Origin of the sequence: Pediococcus parvulus, from assembly GCF_964063155.1 — a bacterium.
In the GTDB taxonomy this organism is placed as follows: Bacteria; Bacillota; Bacilli; order Lactobacillales; family Lactobacillaceae; genus Pediococcus; species Pediococcus parvulus.
The window spans coordinates 1929628-1950743 of the sequence record NZ_OZ061292.1 but is presented as its reverse complement, the minus strand read 5'-3'; the positions used below and the strand labels follow the sequence as shown (position 1 = coordinate 1950743).

The 21116-nt window shown below is 38.8% G+C and carries 22 protein-coding genes and 1 CRISPR repeat array; of the genes, 11 read left to right on the top strand and 11 right to left on the bottom strand.

Annotated features, from left to right (window positions below; all coding sequences use genetic code 11):
- Positions 1-73 precede the first annotated feature (73 nt).
- A complete protein-coding gene (gene rbsK / locus AB3217_RS09825) occupies positions 74-994 on the top strand; it encodes a ribokinase (protein ID WP_068806543.1) in 921 nt (306 codons plus the stop codon).
- A gap of 765 nt (positions 995-1759) precedes the next feature.
- On the opposite strand, the gene AB3217_RS09820 is transcribed toward rbsK, so the two are convergent.
- From AB3217_RS09820 to AB3217_RS09810, 3 genes are all read right to left on the bottom strand, one after another.
- On the bottom strand, positions 1760-2176 hold the full coding sequence (locus tag AB3217_RS09820) for a hypothetical protein (protein WP_057783660.1): 417 nt from the start codon (positions 2174-2176) through the stop codon (positions 1760-1762).
- Between the two features lie 129 nt (positions 2177-2305).
- Positions 2306-2767, bottom strand: coding sequence for a GNAT family N-acetyltransferase (locus tag AB3217_RS09815; RefSeq protein WP_367366059.1), 462 nt, complete (start codon positions 2765-2767; stop codon positions 2306-2308).
- Positions 2768-2844: 77 nt separating this feature from the next.
- Positions 2845-3006: a hypothetical protein gene (locus AB3217_RS09810; protein WP_186806947.1), complete on the bottom strand. Its 162-nt coding sequence runs from the start codon at positions 3004-3006 to the stop codon at positions 2845-2847.
- A gap of 146 nt (positions 3007-3152) precedes the next feature.
- Between AB3217_RS09810 and AB3217_RS09805 the strand changes: the two genes are divergently transcribed.
- Entirely contained in the window at positions 3153-4001 is an 849-nt protein-coding gene (locus tag AB3217_RS09805) for an aldo/keto reductase (protein ID WP_367366058.1), read from the top strand.
- A 159-nt stretch (positions 4002-4160) separates the two neighbouring features.
- On the opposite strand, the gene greA is transcribed toward AB3217_RS09805, so the two are convergent.
- The 3 genes from greA to AB3217_RS09790 form a co-directional block, all read right to left on the bottom strand.
- On the bottom strand, positions 4161-4631 hold the full coding sequence (greA, locus tag AB3217_RS09800; RefSeq protein WP_367366057.1) for a transcription elongation factor GreA: 471 nt from the start codon (positions 4629-4631) through the stop codon (positions 4161-4163).
- Positions 4632-4702: 71 nt separating this feature from the next.
- Positions 4703-5092 (bottom strand): NADPH:quinone reductase, encoded by a 390-nt coding sequence (locus tag AB3217_RS09795; RefSeq protein WP_367366056.1) that lies wholly within the window; start codon positions 5090-5092, stop codon positions 4703-4705.
- Positions 5093-5215: 123 nt separating this feature from the next.
- Positions 5216-5689 carry a hypothetical protein gene (locus AB3217_RS09790; RefSeq protein ID WP_367366055.1) on the bottom strand — a complete coding sequence of 158 codons (474 nt, stop codon included), beginning with the start codon at positions 5687-5689 and terminating at the stop codon, positions 5216-5218.
- 112 nt (positions 5690-5801) lie between these two features.
- Between AB3217_RS09790 and AB3217_RS09785 the strand changes: the two genes are divergently transcribed.
- Positions 5802-6284: a MarR family winged helix-turn-helix transcriptional regulator gene (locus AB3217_RS09785; RefSeq protein WP_367366054.1), complete on the top strand. Its 483-nt coding sequence runs from the start codon at positions 5802-5804 to the stop codon at positions 6282-6284.
- Here AB3217_RS09785 and AB3217_RS09780 read toward each other — a convergent pair whose 3' ends face one another.
- The 4 genes from AB3217_RS09780 to AB3217_RS09765 all read right to left on the bottom strand — a co-directional run bounded on the left by AB3217_RS09780 (position 6285) and on the right by AB3217_RS09765 (position 9532).
- Entirely contained in the window at positions 6285-6530 is a 246-nt protein-coding gene (locus tag AB3217_RS09780; RefSeq protein WP_057783633.1) for a hypothetical protein, read from the bottom strand.
- A gap of 303 nt (positions 6531-6833) precedes the next feature.
- Complete coding sequence (locus tag AB3217_RS09775) at positions 6834-7346, bottom strand: YbhB/YbcL family Raf kinase inhibitor-like protein (protein ID WP_367366053.1); 513 nt, start codon at positions 7344-7346, stop codon at positions 6834-6836.
- A 73-nt stretch (positions 7347-7419) separates the two neighbouring features.
- On the bottom strand, positions 7420-8643 hold the full coding sequence (locus AB3217_RS09770) for an ABC transporter permease (RefSeq protein WP_260289475.1): 1224 nt from the start codon (positions 8641-8643) through the stop codon (positions 7420-7422).
- On the bottom strand, positions 8636-9532 hold the full coding sequence (locus tag AB3217_RS09765; RefSeq protein ID WP_367366052.1) for an ABC transporter ATP-binding protein: 897 nt from the start codon (positions 9530-9532) through the stop codon (positions 8636-8638). The genes AB3217_RS09770 and AB3217_RS09765 overlap by 8 nt, the downstream gene beginning before the upstream one ends.
- 189 nt (positions 9533-9721) lie before the next feature.
- Here AB3217_RS09765 and cas9 point away from each other — a divergent pair, with 189 nt between their 5' ends.
- The 5 genes from cas9 to AB3217_RS09740 all read left to right on the top strand — a co-directional run bounded on the left by cas9 (position 9722) and on the right by AB3217_RS09740 (position 17601).
- Positions 9722-13849, top strand: a complete 4128-nt coding sequence (gene cas9 / locus AB3217_RS09760; RefSeq protein ID WP_367366051.1) for a type II CRISPR RNA-guided endonuclease Cas9 — start codon at positions 9722-9724, stop codon at positions 13847-13849.
- Between the two features lie 215 nt (positions 13850-14064).
- Positions 14065-14967, top strand: a complete 903-nt coding sequence (gene cas1 / locus AB3217_RS09755) for a type II CRISPR-associated endonuclease Cas1 (RefSeq protein ID WP_057783623.1) — start codon at positions 14065-14067, stop codon at positions 14965-14967.
- The gene (cas2, locus tag AB3217_RS09750) at positions 14945-15250 is read left to right on the top strand and encodes a CRISPR-associated endonuclease Cas2 (RefSeq protein ID WP_057783621.1); all 306 of its coding nucleotides are present in this window, start codon (positions 14945-14947) and stop codon (positions 15248-15250) included. Before cas1 ends, cas2 begins: the two co-directional genes overlap by 23 nt.
- Positions 15247-15918 carry a type II-A CRISPR-associated protein Csn2 gene (gene csn2, locus AB3217_RS09745; protein ID WP_367366050.1) on the top strand — a complete coding sequence of 224 codons (672 nt, stop codon included), beginning with the start codon at positions 15247-15249 and terminating at the stop codon, positions 15916-15918. The genes cas2 and csn2 overlap by 4 nt, the downstream gene beginning before the upstream one ends.
- 30 nt (positions 15919-15948) lie before the next feature.
- Positions 15949-17370: direct repeats of the CRISPR family, unit length 36 nt; unit sequence GTTTTAGAAGAGTGTCGAATCAATATAGTTAAGAGC.
- A gap of 69 nt (positions 17371-17439) precedes the next feature.
- Positions 17440-17601: a hypothetical protein gene (locus AB3217_RS09740; protein WP_157077608.1), complete on the top strand. Its 162-nt coding sequence runs from the start codon at positions 17440-17442 to the stop codon at positions 17599-17601.
- 109 nt (positions 17602-17710) lie between these two features.
- Here AB3217_RS09740 and AB3217_RS09735 read toward each other — a convergent pair whose 3' ends face one another.
- Complete coding sequence (locus AB3217_RS09735; RefSeq protein WP_367366049.1) at positions 17711-18175, bottom strand: effector binding domain-containing protein; 465 nt, start codon at positions 18173-18175, stop codon at positions 17711-17713.
- Between the two features lie 89 nt (positions 18176-18264).
- Between AB3217_RS09735 and AB3217_RS09730 the strand changes: the two genes are divergently transcribed.
- The 3 genes from AB3217_RS09730 to AB3217_RS09720 all read left to right on the top strand — a co-directional run bounded on the left by AB3217_RS09730 (position 18265) and on the right by AB3217_RS09720 (position 21040).
- Positions 18265-19179, top strand: a complete 915-nt coding sequence (locus AB3217_RS09730; protein ID WP_068807974.1) for a YafY family protein — start codon at positions 18265-18267, stop codon at positions 19177-19179.
- Positions 19180-19240: 61 nt separating this feature from the next.
- Positions 19241-19687: a GNAT family N-acetyltransferase gene (locus tag AB3217_RS09725; protein ID WP_068807910.1), complete on the top strand. Its 447-nt coding sequence runs from the start codon at positions 19241-19243 to the stop codon at positions 19685-19687.
- 417 nt (positions 19688-20104) lie between these two features.
- The gene (locus tag AB3217_RS09720; protein WP_068807913.1) at positions 20105-21040 is read left to right on the top strand and encodes a phosphate/phosphite/phosphonate ABC transporter substrate-binding protein; all 936 of its coding nucleotides are present in this window, start codon (positions 20105-20107) and stop codon (positions 21038-21040) included.
- The last annotated feature ends 76 nt before the right edge of the window (positions 21041-21116 follow it).

The following is a 21116-nucleotide window of genomic DNA, read 5'->3' as shown; positions in this document are numbered from 1 at the left end:
CATGGTTATTAGGCTCTGTATACTCTTAGATAGAAATAAAATCGATTCTAATATAGAAAAAGAAGGAGTAACCATGGCAAATAATGTGACGGTTGTTGGTAGTTTGAATATGGATATTCACATTCCGGTTGCACACATCCCCTTGCAGGGAGAAACACTGAGTTTACTAAAACCTAGTAGTCAGGCGGCGGGCGGAAAAGGTGCCAATCAGGCTGTGGCTGCTCAGCGTTTAGGCGCTTCCGTGCATTTCATTGGTTCTGTTGGTGATGATGACGCTGGAAAACTTTTGCGAAATAAGTGTCAAAATGAAGGCATTGATATTAGCGGAATCCGAATTTTGAATGACGCTAATACTGGACAGGCGTTTATTATGCTGGAACCAGATGGCCATAACACAATTATGGTTGAGGGTGGCGCTAATAAGTTGGGTTCAGTGGAAGCTGTTAATGCAGATCGGGTGAATATTCAGCGTTCACAGATTACGATTGCCCAATTGGAGACAAATTTGGAGCCGGTCATCGCGGCGTTTAGATTGGCCAAACAAGTGGATCGGTTAACTATTTTGAATCCAGCACCGGCTTTGCCTGAATTACCGGAAGAATTGATTCAGTTGACGGATGTGATTACGCCAAATGAAACGGAAGCGGCGACATTGACTGGTCAAAAGGTAGAAACTGAAGCAGATTGTCAAAAGGCTGCGGCGAGATTCCAAGAGATGGGAATTGCCAATGTGGTGATCACACTGGGATCAAATGGTGTTTTCTACAGTGTGAACGGTAGGAGTCGATTGGTGCCTGCGCATAAAGTTACGCCGGTGGATACAACGGCGGCGGGAGATACGTTTATTGGTGCGATTGCGGCAAAGGTGGTGCCAGATTTGAGTAATATGGATGAGACGATTGAGTTTGCAAATTTGGCGTCGTCATTGACGGTGCAAAAAGAGGGCGCGATGGATTCGATTCCTGAATTAAGAGAAGTGAATGAAGTAAAGTGAACGAAGAAGAACGGGAGTCAGAAGTTTCTAAGCGTAATGGAGGCGGGATTGCAATCCCGCAGGAATTATGCTTAGAAACTTCTGACTGTTCTTCTGAGTTGTCCTGAAGCTCGGCGGAAAAGTGCAGTAGATGGATATGGAGGCGGGATTGCAATCCCGCAGGAATTATGCTTAGAAACTTCTGACTGTTCTTCTGAGTTGTCCTGAAGCTCGGCGGAAAAGTGCAGTAGATGGATATGGAGGCGGGATCGCAATCCCGCAGGAATTATGCTTAGAAACTTCTGACTGTTCTTCTGAGTTGTCCTGAAGCTCGGCGGAAAAGTGCAGTAGATGGATATGGAGGCGGGATCGCAATCCCGCAGGAATTATGCTTAGAAATTTCTGACTGTTCTTCTGAGTTGTCCTGAAGCTCGGCGGAAAAGTGCAGTAGATGGATATGGAGGCGGGATCGCAATCCCGCAGGAATCCTGCTTAATTATTTAAACCTGATTTGCGGAGTTGTCCTAGGACTCGGCGGAAAAAGGATAAGATGACAACATGAAGCACCATGAAATATCAAAAAAAGGGAAGTCTCAATGAAACTAATAGAAACAGATCATGTCAGATTAACAGCAACAAAAAAGAAATTTAGTTGGTTAGAACTAGCTGCATGGATAGCTTTAATTGTATCTTTGAGCTGGTTATGGAAGAAGAATTAATTTACACAAAAAACTAGAATCCACCTTACTTTGATTAAGGAAGATTCTAGTTTTTAATTGGCACAAATTAAGTACGTGCCCGAAATTGATGGCGACATGTCGGACAGGTAATTTGAATTTTTCCTTTTCCTTTAGGGATGCGAATGCGTTGGTGACAGTTTTTACAGGTGAAAAAGCGATATTGTTTGCGTTGCTGCCATTCCTGATAACGGCGACTTATCGGTTTAGTTAACCAAGCTGTCCATTGCTGAAATTTTCCGTTTTCTCGAGCTCGTTGGTAGATTTTTCGTGAAAACACGCGCCAATAAGTAGCGATCAGAAAAAGCAGGCCCAACAGATTGAGCCAACCAGCGTGGATAAAGATGGTTAAGAAAATTAGGATCAAACCACAACTAATCAAAAATTTATTCAAACTGTCCATGATTCCGTAACGGCCCTGCATGAACTGTACGACCTTATAAAGCCATTTTGGTGGTTGTTTCAATACTATTTCACCTCACTTTTGCTTAATAACAATTGATTGAAAACTAAACATGGCATGAAGCACTTAGACAATGAGTTCTCATGTCATGTTTAACATCATACAACAATCTCGCCTTAATATTCACCTGTCTTATGGTTTAAGGGTCATTTTTATAAAGGTTATCGGCATACCAAATGGTTTAGCAGCGCGTTCGCTGACCTTTTTGAAACCCATTTTGTTATAAAGGTGAATGGCGCGTTCATTAAAATCCGCCACTTCCAAGGTGACTTTGCCAAAGTAGTGGTAGTGCTGACGACCAAAGGCAATGCATTGTTGAACAAATTGTTCTCCGTAGCCTTTTCCAGTATCTTCAGGGCGAATTCCGAAGCCGATTTCCATGACGCCATTGTGAAACTGATATTCGTAAATTCCGAATAATTGCTCATTTTCATCTAAGATTGAAAAGTAATCGCTATTACTCATCAGCAATTCGTTTAATAACTCAGAGCGACTAACTGAAGGTGGAAAATTATAAAATGTATACGGTTCTGGATACTGCCAATTGAGGTAAGTATTTGCTTGTTGCGCATTCATTTTCATAATTCTGGCCATCATGGACACTTCCTCTCGCTTTTACCACCATCATACGCTAAAACACCTTTGTTTCATAGCAATGGCGGGTATCTACCTTATTTTTTCTTCTGGCCAATCACAATGGTTAGACCAATTAAAACGGCACCTAAAATAAGGCAGATCGTATTGAATATTTGAGGTGAAAATGGCCGAATAATTCCGATAACAAGCATCAAAACGGCCACCGCCAACAAGCGTTGATAAAATTTATTTGACATTGAAAAACTTCCTTTTAGAGCTAACTATTTGCTTATATCTTAACAGGTTGAGCCTTATTAATCGACCTCTGTTAAGAAAACGCGTACAATTTATCCTAGTGGGTCATTCGCGACCTAAATTGAGTTATTAGAAATGAGGGTAAATCATGTCAGTTTTAACAGATACATTTGAATTAGCAAACGGCGTCAAGATTCCTAAAGTAGGATTCGGTACTTGGCAAACTCCAGCTGGGGATGTAGCTTATCAAGCTGTGTTAAACGCATTGAAAGTGGGTTATCGCCATGTTGATACTGCCAAAGCATACGGTAACGAAGCCGATGTGGGTCGTGCCGTGCGGGAGTCAGGTATTCCTCGTGACCAGATCTTTGTGACCTCAAAACTACCCGCTCAGAGTAAAACATACGATGAAGCAATGGCTGATTTTGAAAGCACGTTTAAAAAATTGGATATTGATTATGTCGATCTATACCTAGTGCACGCACCATGGCCATGGAATCAGATCGGTAAAGATTGTGATGAGGGTAATGTTGAAGTTTGGCGTGCTATGCAGGATATTTATGCAAGCGGTCGGGTAAAAGCGATTGGTGTTTCTAATTTTAATGTTCACGATCTTAAAAATGTGTTCGCTGACGCTAAGGTAAAGCCAATGGTCAACCAAATTCAGTATTACGTTGGCTATACAGAACCCAAGATCACGAGTTTTGCGAAAGAAAATGGCGTTTTAGTGGAAGCTTATTCCCCATTGGCAACTGGTGGGTTGTTGAAAAACGATCAAATGGTGGCTTTAGCCGGTAAATATAACGTGAGTGTTGCCCAGATGGCATTACGTTTCTGCTTGCAAAATGGTGTTTTGCCATTACCAAAGGCAGTTGGGGAAGACCATATTGAAAACAACGCTAAGCTCGATTTTGAAATTAGCGATGCAGATATGGCAACTTTGAATAATATGCCAGATACAGCTCCAGAACATTCACATAATTCTACACAAGGTTAAGATTAAATAACTTGGAATGACACATGATAAATTTTGGATATCTTACTGCGTTTGCTGCAAGTAACTATCTAATAAAAGCTAAGTCAAAAAAATTTAATCAATTAAAAACGCGATCAAGAAAATTTTCACTTTCTCAATCGCGTTTTAATTTACCCAAATTTATAATTTCACGTCTAAAACCTTAACCTGATAGCTGGCATTTGGTGCTTGAACTGTCACAACATCACCAAGGGTCATGCCCATCAGAGCAGAACCAAGCGGTGAATCCAGTGAAACTTTGTTAGTTTTAATATCAGCCTCTTGTTTTCCTACAATCTGATAGGTCACTTGATCGTGATCGTCCACAAATTCAATGGAAACGTACTTACCAATTTCTACAATCTGATTGTCAGTGGGGGTGACGATCTTTGAGTATTGTAATTGTTTGGTTAGAAAATGGAGCCGGCTTTCAAGATGGCGTAAATCCCGTTTTGCAGAAGTGTACTCGGCGTTTTCGGATCGGTCACCGAGGGCACTAGCTTCGGCTAAATGTTTAATCAAGGTTGGCCGTTTTGCTTTCCAATCTTCAATTTCTTTTTCAATCTGGTGATATCCAGCGGCAGTAATTTTATTAAAGTATGGTTCTGACATAGTTTCCCTCTTCAATGACTTGATTTTGCCTCCATTTTACACCGTTAAACAAAGAGATGCCATTTTGAAAACTAGAGTTTAATTACAGTCCGAACGCCACTTGGAACTGGTTTTTGCCAGTCGATCTGAGTAGCAGCTTCTTCTAAAGAAATCGTTTTGATATCTGATTTAATTTTACCGGAGTTGATCAAACCCCAAACAGCCTTATAAACTGCTTGTTGGTTGGCCATGACTTTAGGAGTTTGCATACCAATAATTTGAAGTCCAGAAGTCCGAATTGCTTTCGAAGGTAAACTGATTTCTGATCCAGCAATGGAGCCAATTGAAACTAGCGTAGTGGCACGTTTCATAGCTAAACTATTTGGAATAATTGCGTGTAAAATGAGTTCGATGGGATGACCCCATAAGTAATCGAGGATAATCAAGTTACCTTTAACAGATAAGTTATCGAGATTTTGCATGATTGTTTTATCATCTTTAGCCAGTGAAATGGTTTGAGTGGCACCTAAAGCTTTTAGGCCTGCTAATCGCTCTGGATTACGGCCGGTTCCGATAATCTCACTAGCACCAAGACTTTTGGCAACCTAAATGGCTAATTGTCCCGCAAACCCAGTTGCGCCGTTGATCAAAACAGTGTCACCGGGTTGCATATCCAAACTAAATTTAAGTGGGGCAACAATTGTTAAAAGCGAAGACGCAGCGGCAGTACTTACATAAACATCAGTACTTTCGGGAATTTCCAATAATAATTTGGAGTTGGCGACTGTTCGTTGGGCATATGAGCCAAATTGCGGTTTTAAAGTTCGTGCTGGGAAAGCAACCAGTTTACCGTTATCGACCCGACGGCCAATGCCACTAGCACCGGGGATACTTGGAAACGCGGGATGCCAATAAGTGCTTGAATAGTGACGACCAGCGGCGTTGGCTTTATCAAAGTTTTCGATTGGAGCAGCCAATACATCGATCAAGGTATCAAACGTTTCATCAGTTGTGGGTTCAGGAACATCCTGTGAAAAAACAGGAGCAGTTTTAAAATTTTTAATCGTTAATGCTTTCATAAATAATCAGTCCTTTTCTTTTTATATTACTAGTAATGTATTTAATATAAACCCGAAAGTTCTTGCTGTCAACTATAAATTACTGGTAATATATAAGCAGAAGGTGAAAACAATGAATGAATCACAATTTAAAGAAATAGATGCTTTGTTACATCAAATTGGTTCAAAAGAAACACATAATCAGCATGAAACATGGGTTGCTAAACATGCGGCCATTGATGGTGATCCGAAAAAAAATCATTTGACGCATAATGATTTGGATATTTTGGATGTTTTGTTAGATGGTGAAAAAACGGTGAGTGAGGTTGTGGCCGCCATTCAAATTACACAAGGTGGCACATCGCGCAGAATCAATCATTTGGAAAAATTGGAATTGTTGAAAAAATTCCATCAAGCGGTAAATAAAAAAACGGTATATTTAAAACTGACTCCATCCGGGCAAAAATTAGCACAAGCCCACATGCAGTTACACAAACAGCTGCGAGAAGAAGCTCTTGCAGCTGTTGCGGATTTTTCGGATGCAGATATTCAAACGGTGAAAAACTTTTTGAACAGGTTGATCAAAGCTCAGGAAGATTTTCAATCCGAGGATTAATTAGGCGTTCATCGGAAGTAACCAGTCAGAATCAATTAATTGATGTAAGGATTTGTTGATTGGCAGCCATAGTTTGGCTTTGATGATATCTTTTAGGGATGTCCAAAAAAGAGGATCATCTCGTTGAGTCTGAGTGGGATAGACGAAAAGGCATTCACCAGAAATCGTTTTAACTTCAATTTTTGCTTGGTAAATACCTAGCACTTGAACTTCTAAGACTGATAGATTCTGATTATTCAATAACATATTCATCGCTCCTTATTGTCAGTAATGGGTATTTTGCGATTGCAAAATCTTATCTTCAAAAGGATGTCCAGCGAACTACATCGAAATTCGATTAGTTTGAATGGCTCCTTTGAATTAATATACTAAGTATGCGGTGGCTAGATTAAACCGAACTTAAAAATGTGTGAACTTTCTGCGGGCTTTTGGATAAGAAAATCTAAAGGCCTTAATTGAATGCCAACAACCACTAAACAAAGATTAAATTTAGGCACACAAATAGGCTTAAGTCGCAGATTGACGCGATCTAAGCCTATTTAAATATCTTTATGCCCGACTAAGGATACTAATTCGTTTTCTTTCAATAACATGAGGTTTAGCGGCGTGATAAAACTCGTTTAACCAAAAACCCTCTTTTAAATCTAGCTCACTATCTAGTGCATAAATATCCAGCCAGTAATCATGTGTTTTGTCCGGCGGGGTCGGTCCGATGTAATGCTGGGTAGTTAAAGGATCTGTTTCACCAATTAAAGGACCAGCCGTACTGTTATTTCCTTGAATCATCTGGATGCCGCCCTTTTGACTGGCATTCTCGGGAATTTCTACGGTGGATGCTGCAGGAATATTTGCGGCTATCCAGTGAATCCAAGCAAACCCACAAACGGGCACAGAGTCGAAATCCAAAAGGGTTAGCGCAATTGTTTTGGCTTCTTTAGGGATGTCCGTAATTTCAATCGGAAAAGAGATTGCCGGGTTTTTATTATAGATGGCCTCTTTGGGCGCATATTTACCATATTTATCGAGTAATAAACCATTTGATGTCGGTACTGAAACTTGCATAGTCATGAACCTCCTCGTGTTTATTTAACTTAACCTTACGTCAAACTACGCAAAATAGGAACGAAAAAGCTTATTAATTGCGTTTCAAAATACGTTTCCAAATTTTCTGATCAGAATAGTCCAAAACGTGATTTGCATACAAGCGGGTCGTAAACCAAGTGACGAGCACAATCGAAACCGCTAAAATAACCAAACTAATTATGGCATCCATGATTGTGGCATTGCCGACCGCATACCGCACTGGCATGATGCTTTGGGACAGAAACGGAATAAATGAGCCGATTTTAATCAAAACGGTGTTAGAATTCATGGCCACAAACGAAGCTCCGTATGCAGCTAAGCCAACCATAGTCAGTGGAGAAACTGCCTGGCTGACTTGATCTGATCGGGAAACTAGCGCGCCTAAACCGGCCGCCAAAATGGTGTATAACGTGATTCCCAAAATAAAGAACAACACTAATATGATGATAATGTTGGGTTGAACATGGCTCAAATCTAGATCTTTTAAGAATTGCACATTACCACTCAGATACTTCAGGCCAAACACACCACAGATTGCGGTAACTAAAACTTGTAACAGAATGAGAACAAACATGCCAGTGACTTTAGCAAAAAACTGAATTTGCGGTGAGACGCTACTAACCAGAATTTCCATGATTCGGGAACCTTTTTCCGTAGCCACTTCTTGGGCAATCAGACTCGCATAGCTGACCATGAAAATATAAATTAGAATGGTCACCACCATGGCTAAAATGCTGTTGACAGCCTGTTGATTATCTTTTTGAGCCGTTTCTTTTCCATTTGTATACGAAACAGACTGAGTTTTAAAGTTGGCGGGGGCAAAGAGGCTTGCTAGCTGTTTAGCAGATAATCCTAATTGGGCCGCCGTTTGTTGCATTTTCAGTGAATTTAATGAATTCTGTAAACTGGTGGTATCTACCGTTTTTCCATTCGTCCGTGATTTATAGATTGCAGAAACCTGACCACCTTTGACTGTGACGGTTAAATAGCCGTCCAATTTTTCCTTTGCTAAATTGGTTTCAGCCGCCTTTTTTGTGGTGATTGATTTGCTGACGTTATATGCTTTCTTGGTATTGCTTTTAAGCAAAGCCGAACGTAATGGCGCGTTGTTGCTCACAATGGCAATTTGTGGTGTTTCACTAGTGTGATTCTTGATGGCGGCGATGCCAACTATGGTTCCTAATAAAATAACGGGCATTAATAACAAAACGATGTAAGTGGGACTTTTAATGTTTTTGCGAATGACTTGTTTGCAAACGACCCAAAATTTATTCATTAGACACACCCGCTTTCATTCGGAAAATTTCATCAAGAGATGGTGGCTGCTGCGAAAACTCACGAACGTATCCATTTTTAGTTGCCTGCGCAAAGACCGTTTTACCGACTTCAGGATTGGCTAGTTGCAATTCGAAGCCAGCTTGATACTTCTTAACGTTAGTCACGCCGTCAATTGCCAAGAGGTCGGTTTCGGTGAGAGGAGATTGAAGAAAAATACGCGTGTCACCAAAACTTTCTCGAATTTCATTGGTTACGCCATTTAAAACTGTTTCGCCTTGGCGGAGCATCAAAAGTTTATCGCTAATTTTTTCAACGTTCCCCATATCATGTGAAGAAAAGATAATAGCGGAACCTTGTGCTTTGAGCCGTTCGATACCGTCTTCGAGAAGACTGGCATTCACCGGATCGAGACCACTAAATGGTTCATCTAAGATGACCAGTTTGGGATCATGAATGAGCGTAGCAATTAGCTGCACCTTTTGCTGGTTTCCTTTAGATAAATCTTTAATTTTGTCGGTGCGTTTACCTTTGACGGCAAAACGTTGCATCCAATCATTTAGTTTTTGTTTAGTCACAGCTGGTTTTTGACCGCGCAACTCTGCAAAATAGATGACTTGTTCTTCGACAGTCATTTTAAGATATAAACCGCGTTCTTCGGGCAAGAAGCCAACGATGTCTTGATCCTTGCGAGTGAAAGGATGGCCGTTCCAAAATACAGAACCTGAATCGGGCTTGAGCAAGTCCAGAATCATACGAAACGTGGTGGTTTTACCAGCGCCATTTTGACCAATCAAACCAAGAATTTCACCGTCATTAACGGTGAAGCTTTCATCGACAACGGCCTGCATTTGGCCGAACGATTTGTTTAAGTTTTTCACTTGTAACATAGGTCACAACTCCCTTGTTGGTGACTGTATTCGTTTACATTTATTATACAGGATATTGGCTGGAAAAAGAATGGTTTTAGTAGGATAAGGTAGAAGTTAAAAAGTTTCTTGAAAGGTATGTGAAAGCGCTATAAGAAAAGGTATTATATAATCATAGTAACAGTGAAGTAATAAGTAGGAGTGAAAATTATGGAAAATAAGAAATATAGTATCGGCCTAGATATCGGAACCAGTTCAATTGGTTTTGCAGTCGTGGATGAAAATAACCGTGTCATGCGCGTGAAAGGAAAAAATGCAATTGGTGTGCGTTTATTTTCTGAAGGGCAACCAGCTGCGGATCGACGTAGTTTCAGAACAACACGCCGTCGCTTAAGTCGCCGTCGTTGGCGTTTACGATTATTGCGGGAGATTTTTGAACCGTACATAAATCCTGTGGATGAAGCATTCTTTATGCGATTGAAAGAATCAAATTTGTCACCGAAGGATGCTAACAAGCACTACTCAGGAGATATTTTGTTTAACGATCAATCGGATCAAAAATTTTATGAAAAGTATCCTACAATCTATCATTTACGTCATGCGCTCATGACAGAACATCGTAAATTTGATGTTCGTGAGATTTATTTGGCGATCCATCATATTGTGAAGTTTCGTGGGCATTTTTTAAATGCAGCTTCTGCCAGTAATTTTACTGTTGGTAAATTGAATTTGGAGGGCAAATTTGATGCTCTAAATGAAATTTATCAACGCGTTTTAACTGATGATCCGTTTGCACTTAGAACGGATAATTTGGATCATATCAAAGAAATATTGATTGATAACAAGCGGAGTAAGGCTGATCGGCAACGAACTTTGACTGGGGATGTGTATCAAAGTTCTGAAGAAAAAGAAATTGAAAAACGTAACAAAGCCATTGCAACCGAAATCCTGAAAGCTGCAGTTGGTAATAAAGCCAAATTAAATGTGATTACCAACGTTGAAGTTGACAAGGAAGCCGCTAAAGATTGGTCCTTAACATTTGATTCAGAAACGATTGATGATGAATTGGCCAAGGTTGATGGTCAGATGACAGACGATGGCCGTGAAATTATTGAAATTTTGCGTAGTCTATACTCCGGGATCACTTTGGCGGCAATTGTGCCAGAAAATCATACTTTATCACAATCAATGGTAGAAAAATATAATTCGCATAAGACACATTTGAAATTATTGAAAGATTTGATTAATAATATGACTGATACGAAGAAAGCTAAGAATCTTCGTGCTGCATATGACGGCTATATTGATGGTGTAAAGGGAAAAGTTTTAACTAGGGATGATTTCTATAAACAAATTCAAGGTAACTTGGATGATTCAGCCGAAGCACAGAAAATTCAAGATGTGATGGATCAAGATGAATTTATGCCTAAGCAACGCACCAAAGCGAATGGTTCAATTCCGCATCAACTGCAACAACAGGAGCTGGATCAGATCGTTGAAAATCAAAAGGAATACTATCCTTGGTTAGCTGAGGAAAATCCAAATGAGACACGCCGCGGGGTTGCTAAATATAAGTTGGATGAGTTGGTCACTTTCCGTGTGCCTTATTATGTTGGCCCAATGATTACTGCCGAAGATCAGGAAAAACAGTCTGGTGCTAGTTTTGCATGGATGAAACGAAAAGAACCAGGAAATATTACACCTTGGAACTTCGATCAAAAAGTGGACCGGATGGCTAGTGCAAACCAGTTTATCAAACGGATGACAACTACTGATACCTATTTATTGGGTGAAGATGTGCTACCGGCACAGAGTTTGTTATATCAAAGATTTGAAGTGTTAAACGAACTCAATAAAATTCGAATTGATCGTAAGCCAATTTCGATCGAACTCAAGCAACAGATTTTTAATGATTTGTTTAAAAAGTTTAAAAATGTCACGATTAAGCATTTGCAGGAGTATTTAGTAGCTACTGGTGGCTATGATAAACGCCCGAGAATTGACGGTTTAGCTGATGAAAAACGATTTAATAGTGGACTAAGTGCTTATCATGATTTGCATGGAATTTTGGGTGCAGAGGTTGTTGATGCCAATGATAAACAAGACGATTTGGAAAAGATTATTGAGTGGTCGACAATTTTTGAAGATAAAAAGATTTACCGGGCCAAACTAGATGAGTTGACTTGGCTAACGGATAGTCAAAAAGAAAAATTAGCGACTAAACGTTATCAAGGTTGGGGTCGCTTATCAAAGAAACTACTTAGTGGTCTAAGAAACTCGGATCATCGTAGTATTTTAGACATTTTGTGGATTACGAACGAAAACTTTATGCAAATTCAAGCAGATCCAGATTTCGCTGAACTTGTAAAAAATGCTAATCAAGGGATGCTTGGCAAGAATAATTCACAGGATGTTATTAACGATTTATATACTTCTCCACAAAACAAAAAAGCAATTCGACAAATTTTATTAGTTGTTCATGATATCCAAAACGCGATGCATGGGCAAGCACCCGCTAAAATTCATGTAGAATTTGCGCGTGGAGAGGAACGTAACCCTCGACGTTCCATTCAACGTCAGCATCAGATTGAAGCAGCATATGATAAAGTGACCAGTGACCTCTTGGTAGACGCCGGTGTTCGTCAAGAGCTAAAAGATGCCATTAACGATAAACGAGATTTTAAAGATCGATTATTCCTGTACTTCATGCAGGGAGGTCGTGATATTTATAATGGCGAACCAATTAATATAGATCGCCTTTCAAGCTATGATATTGATCATATTTTGCCACAGGCCTTTGTTAAGGATGATTCATTAAATAATCGTGTGTTAACTGATGCTGAGGGAAACAGACGAAAATCGGATGCCGTTCCTAGTGAGCTTTTTGGTGCTAAGATGCGATCAACCTGGGAATTAATGAGAGAACAGGGGTTAATTTCAAAAGCTAAGTATCGAAATTTAACCATGAATCCTGAGAATATTAATGCCCATACTGAAAATGGCTTTATCAATCGGCAATTGGTTGAAACTCGACAGGTAATTAAGTTAGCTGTTAATATTTTGGCTGATGAATATACAGAAGATACCCAAATTGTTTCAGTAAAGGCGGACCTTTCCCATCAGATGCGTGAAGACTTTGAATTACTGAAAAATCGGGATGTGAATGATTATCACCATGCGTTTGATGCCTATTTAGCGGCGTTTATTGGCAACTACTTGTTGGAACGTTATCCTAAGTTGCAGTCATACTTTGTTTATGGAGATTTCAAGAAGTTTAGTCAAAAAGATACAAAGATGAGACGGTTTAACTTTATCTACGATTTGAAACATAGTGATCAGATTGCAGATAAGAATGGTAAAAAAATATGGCACAAAACGAATGATCTTGATTACATTCGTCACTTGTTTGCATACAAAAAGATTCTGATTTCGCATGAAGTGAGTGAACGGCGTGGGGCACTTTATAATCAAACCGTGTATAAAGCCAGTGATGATAAGGCTAGTGGACAAGGTTCTAAGAAATTAATCCCAATTAAAGCTAATAAACCGACCGAAATTTATGGTGGATATACTGGTAAAACATTTGCCTACATGGCGATTGTTAAAGTGATCAAGGGTAAGAAAATTGCATATAAAGTTGTGGGGGTACCGACTTCTGCTTTAGTTCAATTAGCAGGTATTGAACATGGATCTCAAGAGGAACTAAATCGGTTATATGACGTACTTAAACCTCAATTTACCCAACTGAAGAAAAACAACAAAACTGGTGAGATTTCTGAAACTGTAAGTAAATTTGAAATCGTTATTCCTAGGGTGAAGTACCAGCAGTTAGTCGAAGACGATGATAAATTGTTTATGATCGGGAGTGATACGTACCCGTATAATGCACAACAATTAGTGTTGTCAGAAGGTGCACTTAAAGTGATAAATAATGTTTATCGAAAGGGAGAAAACAGTGATAAACAAGAAAGTTATAAATTGGACGATGTGTGTGATGAAATTATAATTGCCATGAAAAAATATTTTCCACTATATGATAATCGTGGCTTTAGAGAAAAAGTTGCGGAAGGTAAATCAACATTTGAAAATTTACCAATATCAAATGAATTTAAGAATGGAAAACTAACTAAAATAGGGAAAAAAGAGGTTATCAACAGGATGTTACAGGGATTACACGCTAATGCAACAATGACAGATTTGAAGATTTTAGGTATTAAATCTCCATTTGGATTTATGCAACAGCCAACAGGTATTGCATTAAGTGAGAATGCTCAACTAATTTATCAGTCGCCAACAGATTTATTTGAACGGCGAGTACAATTGAATAAAATTAAGTAAAAAGAAAAGCTATTGTCGGTTTAATAACCTTCAATAGCTTTTCTTAATAAAATTATGTATGGTCCGATAGCGGACTCAAAAGATAAAACTCAGCATAAAGCTTTGTTTGATTTTAACCCAGAGCGTCAAATCAATATAGTTAAAATATTAAGTGTGTCGAACTTAACAATTGCATAATATCATATTAACGCTTTCAAAACAAGGAGGAATTTTATATGGGATGGCGAACAGTTGTGGTTACACAACACGCAAAGATTTCCTATTCAGGACATTGTGTGGTCGTTCAAACGGCAGATAGTATTAATCAAATTCCAGTGAGTGATATTCAGATTCTACTGGTTAGTACAACGCGGGCGGTAATTACTAGTGCTGTAATTAGTGAATTAGCCAAGCATCAAAGTAAAGTGATTTTTACGGATAACAGTGGACAACCTGTTACGGAGACGGTAGATTATTATCCAAATAATCGTGATCCGCAGTTGCTAAACACGCAATTTAACTGGTCTGAGAAACGAAAGACAGATTTGTGGACTAAGATTGTCGTTCAAAAAATTGCTAATCAAATTTTTGTGGTAGATTCCTTGGGCATTGAATCCCAGGAGTTAAAGGATGAGCTTTCGAAGTTAGAGGTGAATGACGTTACAAATCGAGAAGCAGTTGTTGCTCGAAAATATTTTTCATTATTGTTTGAAGATGAAGCATCCCGACGAGATTTTAGCCCGACGAACGCAGCTTTAAATTATGGATATGCTATCATTTTATCTGCCGTTAATCGAGAAATTGTTGCAAATGGTTATATAACCCAATTAGGGATTCATCATCATAGTCAAGAAAACAACTTTAATTTAGGCTCTGATTTGATGGAACCTTTTAGGCCAATAATTGATTGGTGGGTTAAACAAAAGAAATTTAACGATTTTACCCCAGATATTAAGTTTGGCTTAGTGGGTTTGCTAGATTTACAGATGAAATATAACGGACAGAATACTATTATGAGGAATGCTATTTCTAAGCATGTACTCAACTGTTTAAAGTATTTAAGTGAAGAGACTGACAAAATAAAAATTGAGGTGGAGATTAGTGAGGTATCGAATAATGCGATTAATGGTAATGTTTGATTTACCGGTTGAAACGAGTAAAGATCGACGAAATTATCGAAAATTCCGAAAGGCATTGCTGAATGAAGGGTTTTTGATGGTGCAATTTTCAATATATGTACGCGTATGTGTGGATAAAAAGAGTGCCCATTTAATGGAAAAAAGAATTGCCACTTATGCACCGGCAGATGGGTTGATTCAGAGTCTAATGGTAACTGAAAAACAATATAATAGTATGAACTTTATTGTAGGTGAACCCAAGCAAGATGTACGTAATTCAGCTGAAAGGACCATCATTATATGAATCTTACATATTTTCCGTTTAAACCAATTGTTATTAATACGAATAAACCAACTTTGATTGAGACCAGTAATCAAAAGGTTTACACAGATTTGGTTTCAGGATTGCGCGGATATACTGATTCAGTAAAAATTAGTGATGATAATTTTGAAATTGAAGAATGTGAAAAAGCCATTCAATGGATTGGGGATGCATTTGTTGACGTAGACTTAAATAAGATGTACCAAAGCCAATTGCAAAAGCAAATCGTGTCAAAATTGGATGATGCTTCTAGGCAAAAACTAACTGAAATCAATAGTCAATTAAAATCACTAATTTTTGATGCAACATTTTCATTAGATTTACCTCTTAAGGTTAACGACGAATTTGATCCGATTAAGTTGGTAAAGTACTGTGAAGTTAGCTTTGTAAGTGCTTTAAAGCAAGATCCATATGGTATAATTGAAACGGTGTTAAAAACTGCTTCTGAATTAAAGGAAACCAAAGTACTTGTCTTGACTAGTGTGAAAAATTATCTCAGTGTCAGCCAATTTGATGAATTGGTGAGTTTAATTAAGTCACTTGATTTGAATATCCTATTTATTTCATTCTCAGAAATGGATAATCATGAAGAATTTGATAAATGCCGTTATTACTACGTTGATCAGGATTTTGTTGATTGGCGGTACTAGATACTATGAGAATAGCATTATAAAAAAACGGTTTTAGAAGAGTGTCGAATCAATATAGTTAAGAGCCACTGTTCGCTTACTTTAAGACACCCGGCGGTTTTAGAAGAGTGTCGAATCAATATAGTTAAGAGCTTCCAGTTAGGGATGTCCTTAGCGGCTTCCGTTTTAGAAGAGTGTCGAATCAATATAGTTAAGAGCGCGATTGAAAAATTGAACACACAAAGTTATGTTTTAGAAGAGTGTCGAATCAATATAGTTAAGAGCTTAGGCATGCCAATACTCTCACTTAATTATGTTTTAGAAGAGTGTCGAATCAATATAGTTAAGAGCCTCTTGCTCCTTCAAGCGTATCAAATTTTTGTTTTAGAAGAGTGTCGAATCAATATAGTTAAGAGCTCAGCAACATCTTTCTTCCATTTTGCCATAGTTTTAGAAGAGTGTCGAATCAATATAGTTAAGAGCTCAAGATTTATCAAATCAGCTGGGTAATTTGTTTTAGAAGAGTGTCGAATCAATATAGTTAAGAGCAACGTGAAACACTAACTGGTAATACTACGGGTTTTAGAAGAGTGTCGAATCAATATAGTTAAGAGCAAAAAAACAACTCGCACACAGCTAGCGCTAGTTTTAGAAGAGTGTCGAATCAATATAGTTAAGAGCGTGCTTCTGGCACTGTTGATAATAAACAGCGTTTTAGAAGAGTGTCGAATCAATATAGTTAAGAGCAGCTTAAAGAATCCAGAACCAACTTCGGACGTTTTAGAAGAGTGTCGAATCAATATAGTTAAGAGCCAATCAGCTACTATGCAACCAACTACAAGCGTTTTAGAAGAGTGTCGAATCAATATAGTTAAGAGCTGTTCTTTGATGCTACCGGTGGCTGAATACGTTTTAGAAGAGTGTCGAATCAATATAGTTAAGAGCGTTATCAGGACGTTTTCTAGTTGATACGTAGTTTTAGAAGAGTGTCGAATCAATATAGTTAAGAGCCGAGGGCGTTCGATTAGATGAAGGTCTAGTGTTTTAGAAGAGTGTCGAATCAATATAGTTAAGAGCTGATTTGTCGGCTGGTTTCCCAAGCAGTGAGTTTTAGAAGAGTGTCGAATCAATATAGTTAAGAGCTGTTTTTCTTGCTCAATACCTGTGTCCTTAGTTTTAGAAGAGTGTCGAATCAATATAGTTAAGAGCTGATTTGTCGGCTGGTTTCCCAAGCAGTGAGTTTTAGAAGAGTGTCGAATCAATATAGTTAAGAGCGAAATTTGAATAAATTGCTTATTACGCACCGTTTTAGAAGAGTGTCGAATCAATATAGTTAAGAGCTCCGCAATTATCTTGAACAGCGTCCCGGCGGTTTTAGAAGAGTGTCGAATCAATATAGTTAAGAGCTGCTCCGTAGCTGGCAATCCCATTTTACGAGTTTTAGAAGAGTGTCGAATCAATATAGTTAAGAGCAAAGGAAGCAACTATTACTATTAATGAATACTTGTTTTACAAGTGACTAATAAAAGGAGGGAAAGAGCTATGAGTAAAAAAATTAAATGGTTAGCCGTAATTACAATACTGGTGGCTATCGTCTCCTTAATTTTGAACGTTTCAGGAAACTCAAACAGTGGTTTGCAAGTGTTGTCAAACATATTGACTGTAGTGCTTGCAGGACTTTTATTGTCGAATCGATCTAGATAAGAGATTTATGAACTTTTAATTGTGCAAAAAACGTATTCTTAAGAGTGCCAAAATCAATATATGAAAAGAGCGCCCTTATATTTGAAGGGCGCTTTTCATTATGGTCACTTTATTTTTCCATCGCCGGCAAAAGCAACGTAAACGTATCGGCATCTTTCACAAAATTGTTCACAATCTCTACGTTGTAGTTACCACCAATTCCATATTTAGCGGATTGCGACAGTTCGCCATAAGCAGCACCGATGAATTGATCAATCTGGGGACGGTCGGTAGCTTTGGTCGTGAATTTTGCAAAGGTTGTTGCTGGAGTGGAGAAGCTTGCTGTTCCAGCGGGAACTTTGGTAACTTTGACACCAACTAGATAGTTTTGATTAGCATCATTAAAGTTAATGCCATAGATATTATCATCTTGTGCACCGCCACTTAACTTTGCAGCATCTTTTTTGAATTTGTCCAAATATTCAGCTTTTACCTTACTTAGTGCCGAAATATCGTCAAAGGATTCTGGCGTGGGCAGTACCGTTGTGATTCCTGCAAAGAGTTGTTCCGGTAATTTTACGATTTCAAAAGTCATTTAAAAGATCTCCTTTTTTTAATATAGTGATAGTATACTGGATTAAAGGTGACAGGTGTCTGTCATCAATGAAAATTGGTGGAAATAAAATGAAAATTGAACGACTAATCGCGATAGTGATGATGTTGTTAGAGCGCGACGTGATCTCTGCACAGGAATTTGCAGATTTATTTAAAGTGACCAAACGCACCATTTTACGAGATATGGATACGCTGGCGCTGGCCAACATTCCCGTCTATGCGTTGCGGGGCAGTCATGGGGGCTACGGCTTAATGCCAGCTTATAAGTTCGACAAACGCCTTTTATCTGTGACAGATTTGGAAAACATTTTGATTGCGTTAAATGGTTTTCAAAGTCTCATGTTGAATGATGACATTAAAGCGACACTCGAGAAAATCCGAAGCATGATTCCTCATGAAATCACACAAAAGTCCGTCTCGATCTCGTTTCAGCAGTGGTCAGGGCGTACCGAGATAGCAGAAATGATGGACGCTCTTCAACACGCCATCAAGTCACAATATTTGGTTAAATTTACATACATTGATGTTGACGGCAGTAAAATAAGGCAAACGGTGGAGCCCTATCAGTTACAGGCCAAGGAAACGCGTTGGTATTTACAAGGTTATGTTCTGGAAAAGCAGGCATTCCTAACGTATAAAATTTCTCGAATTACGAATGTAAAACAGTTGTCTACGAAATTTACGCAACGGAAGTTTAAGACTAAGCGGCAGCTGGCTAAAACTTATTTTCCGTTTCCGAACATTCCAATTAAAGTTAAAATAGATGCGACGGTTCGCGACCAATTTGTGGAACGCTATGGCGCCAAGGTTCTCAGTGAGATTGATAATCAGCACTATTATGCGGAAATTACCGTGCCCTATCATGAATTTGGTTACCGCTATTTGGCGGGCTTCGGCTCTCACATCAAGGTAATTGGACCACCTGATTTTGTCGAAAACTATCAACGCTTTTTAAAACAGGTATTGTCGGAATATGATAAATGAACTTCAATTGCAGGAAATACTGAAGTTCAATGAAAGCTAGCTAACGGTCGAGGAGCATAAAATGAAAGTTACAGTCAAAGCTTTTTCAGAATTAACGAATATGGAACTCTTTAAAATTTATAAATTGCGTACCGATGTTTTTGTGGTGGAACAAAATTGTGCCTATCCAGAAGTCGATGAGGCAGATTTGGTTTCTAAACATTTGCAAATGCATGATGATACTGGAAATTTAGTGGGTTATTTGCGGTTAATTCCAGAAACTGACCCCACAGCAATCCGGATTGGCCGCGTGGTAATTGATCCAAAGTTTCGAAAACATGGGTATGGCTACCAACTCTTAACGGCTGGTATTCAGGTGGTTCAAGCGGAAATGCCTAAAATCACGACCATTAAAATTCAAGCCCAGGCTTATTTACAGCAATTTTACGAATCGTTTGAATTCGAAGCGACTAGTGATGTGTATTTAGATACTGGTATTCCCCATCTTGATATGATTCGGAAACTGTAATCAAATGAGATATAAATATAATTCCTCCTCTCAAATTAGATTGAGGGGACTTTTTTATGCAAAAATAGGTCGGCCTTGTTTGGCATTCCGTTTTTGCGCCCTAGAAACAGGCATTACAACCCCCATAAGTGAAGAAGCTTTGTCTATGAAAGCAACACCCATAAGTGGTTTTGGATGAATCAGATTAAATTGTAGTCCCGATTTTGACGACAAATTACCCCCTAAATGGCGATATGTGATCAATTTGGCTCTCTCGGTGTGTTTTCATTCGGCTTTCAAATAAATGAATGGTACTGAAAGTTATGTAAACAGTTTAATTTGGTGAAAACTTAACAATTTTTGTAAATGTTATTGAAATCGTTCGGACTATGAGATACACTGAACTTGTCAAATACAATCAAAAGGGGAGACACTTTGATGCGAATGTTTAAACGATTGGCTACAGTTGTTGGGGCACTATCACTTGTTTTTGTTTTGGGAGCTTGCGGGAAGAGTTCAAGTAGTTCGGCCAGCAAATCCTATACACCGAAAAAGTTGACGGTTCAGTTTGTTCCGTCTTCAAATGCCAGCACTATTGAAGCAAAGGCGAAACCATTGGAAGGCTTGTTAAAGAAACAACTCGGAATTCCAGTTAAGGTTTCCGTTTCAACAGACTACAATACGATCGTCGAAGCAATGGGTTCTAAGAAGGTTGATGTTGGTTTCTTGCCACCAGACGCATACGTTTTGGCTCACAAACAATATAACGCAAAGGTTTTGTTGAAAGCTCAGCGATACGGATACAAGGAACCTAATGACCAGATTACCAATACGTTGGTCAACACTTACAAAGCTCAGATTTTAGTTCGCAAAGGTAGTGGCATTAAGTCAATCAAGGATTTAAAGGGCAAGAAGATTGCGGTTCAAGATACCACTTCTTCTGCAGGTTGGATTTATCCAGCGGTTGAACTTTATCGACATGGTATCAATATTAACAAGGACAACATTAAAACGGTTCAGGTTAAGGGACATGATCAAGGTGTCATGGCCGTTTATAATGGCGATGCGGATGCAGCCTTTGTCTTCCAAGGCGCCCGTTTACTTGTTGAAAAAGATGCTAAAGATGTCATGAAAAAGGTTGTGCCAATTTATACAACGAAGGGTATTCCAAACGATACGATTACTGTTCGTGGTGATATGAGTAGCAAGTGGGATAAAAAGATTTCTAAAGCCTTTAAGGCAATTGCCAAGACCAAGAAGGGCCACGCAATCATTTCATCAGTTTATTCACATGAAAACTACGTCACTGCCAAGGATAGCGACTACAATGCAATTCGGGCATATGACAAGACAGCTAAGAAATTAAATAAATAGGCTTCGCAGACAGTTCAGTTTAGGAAAGGGGGACGCCGAGTGCGTACTCCCTTTTCTTGCAAGTTTGGATAAACGA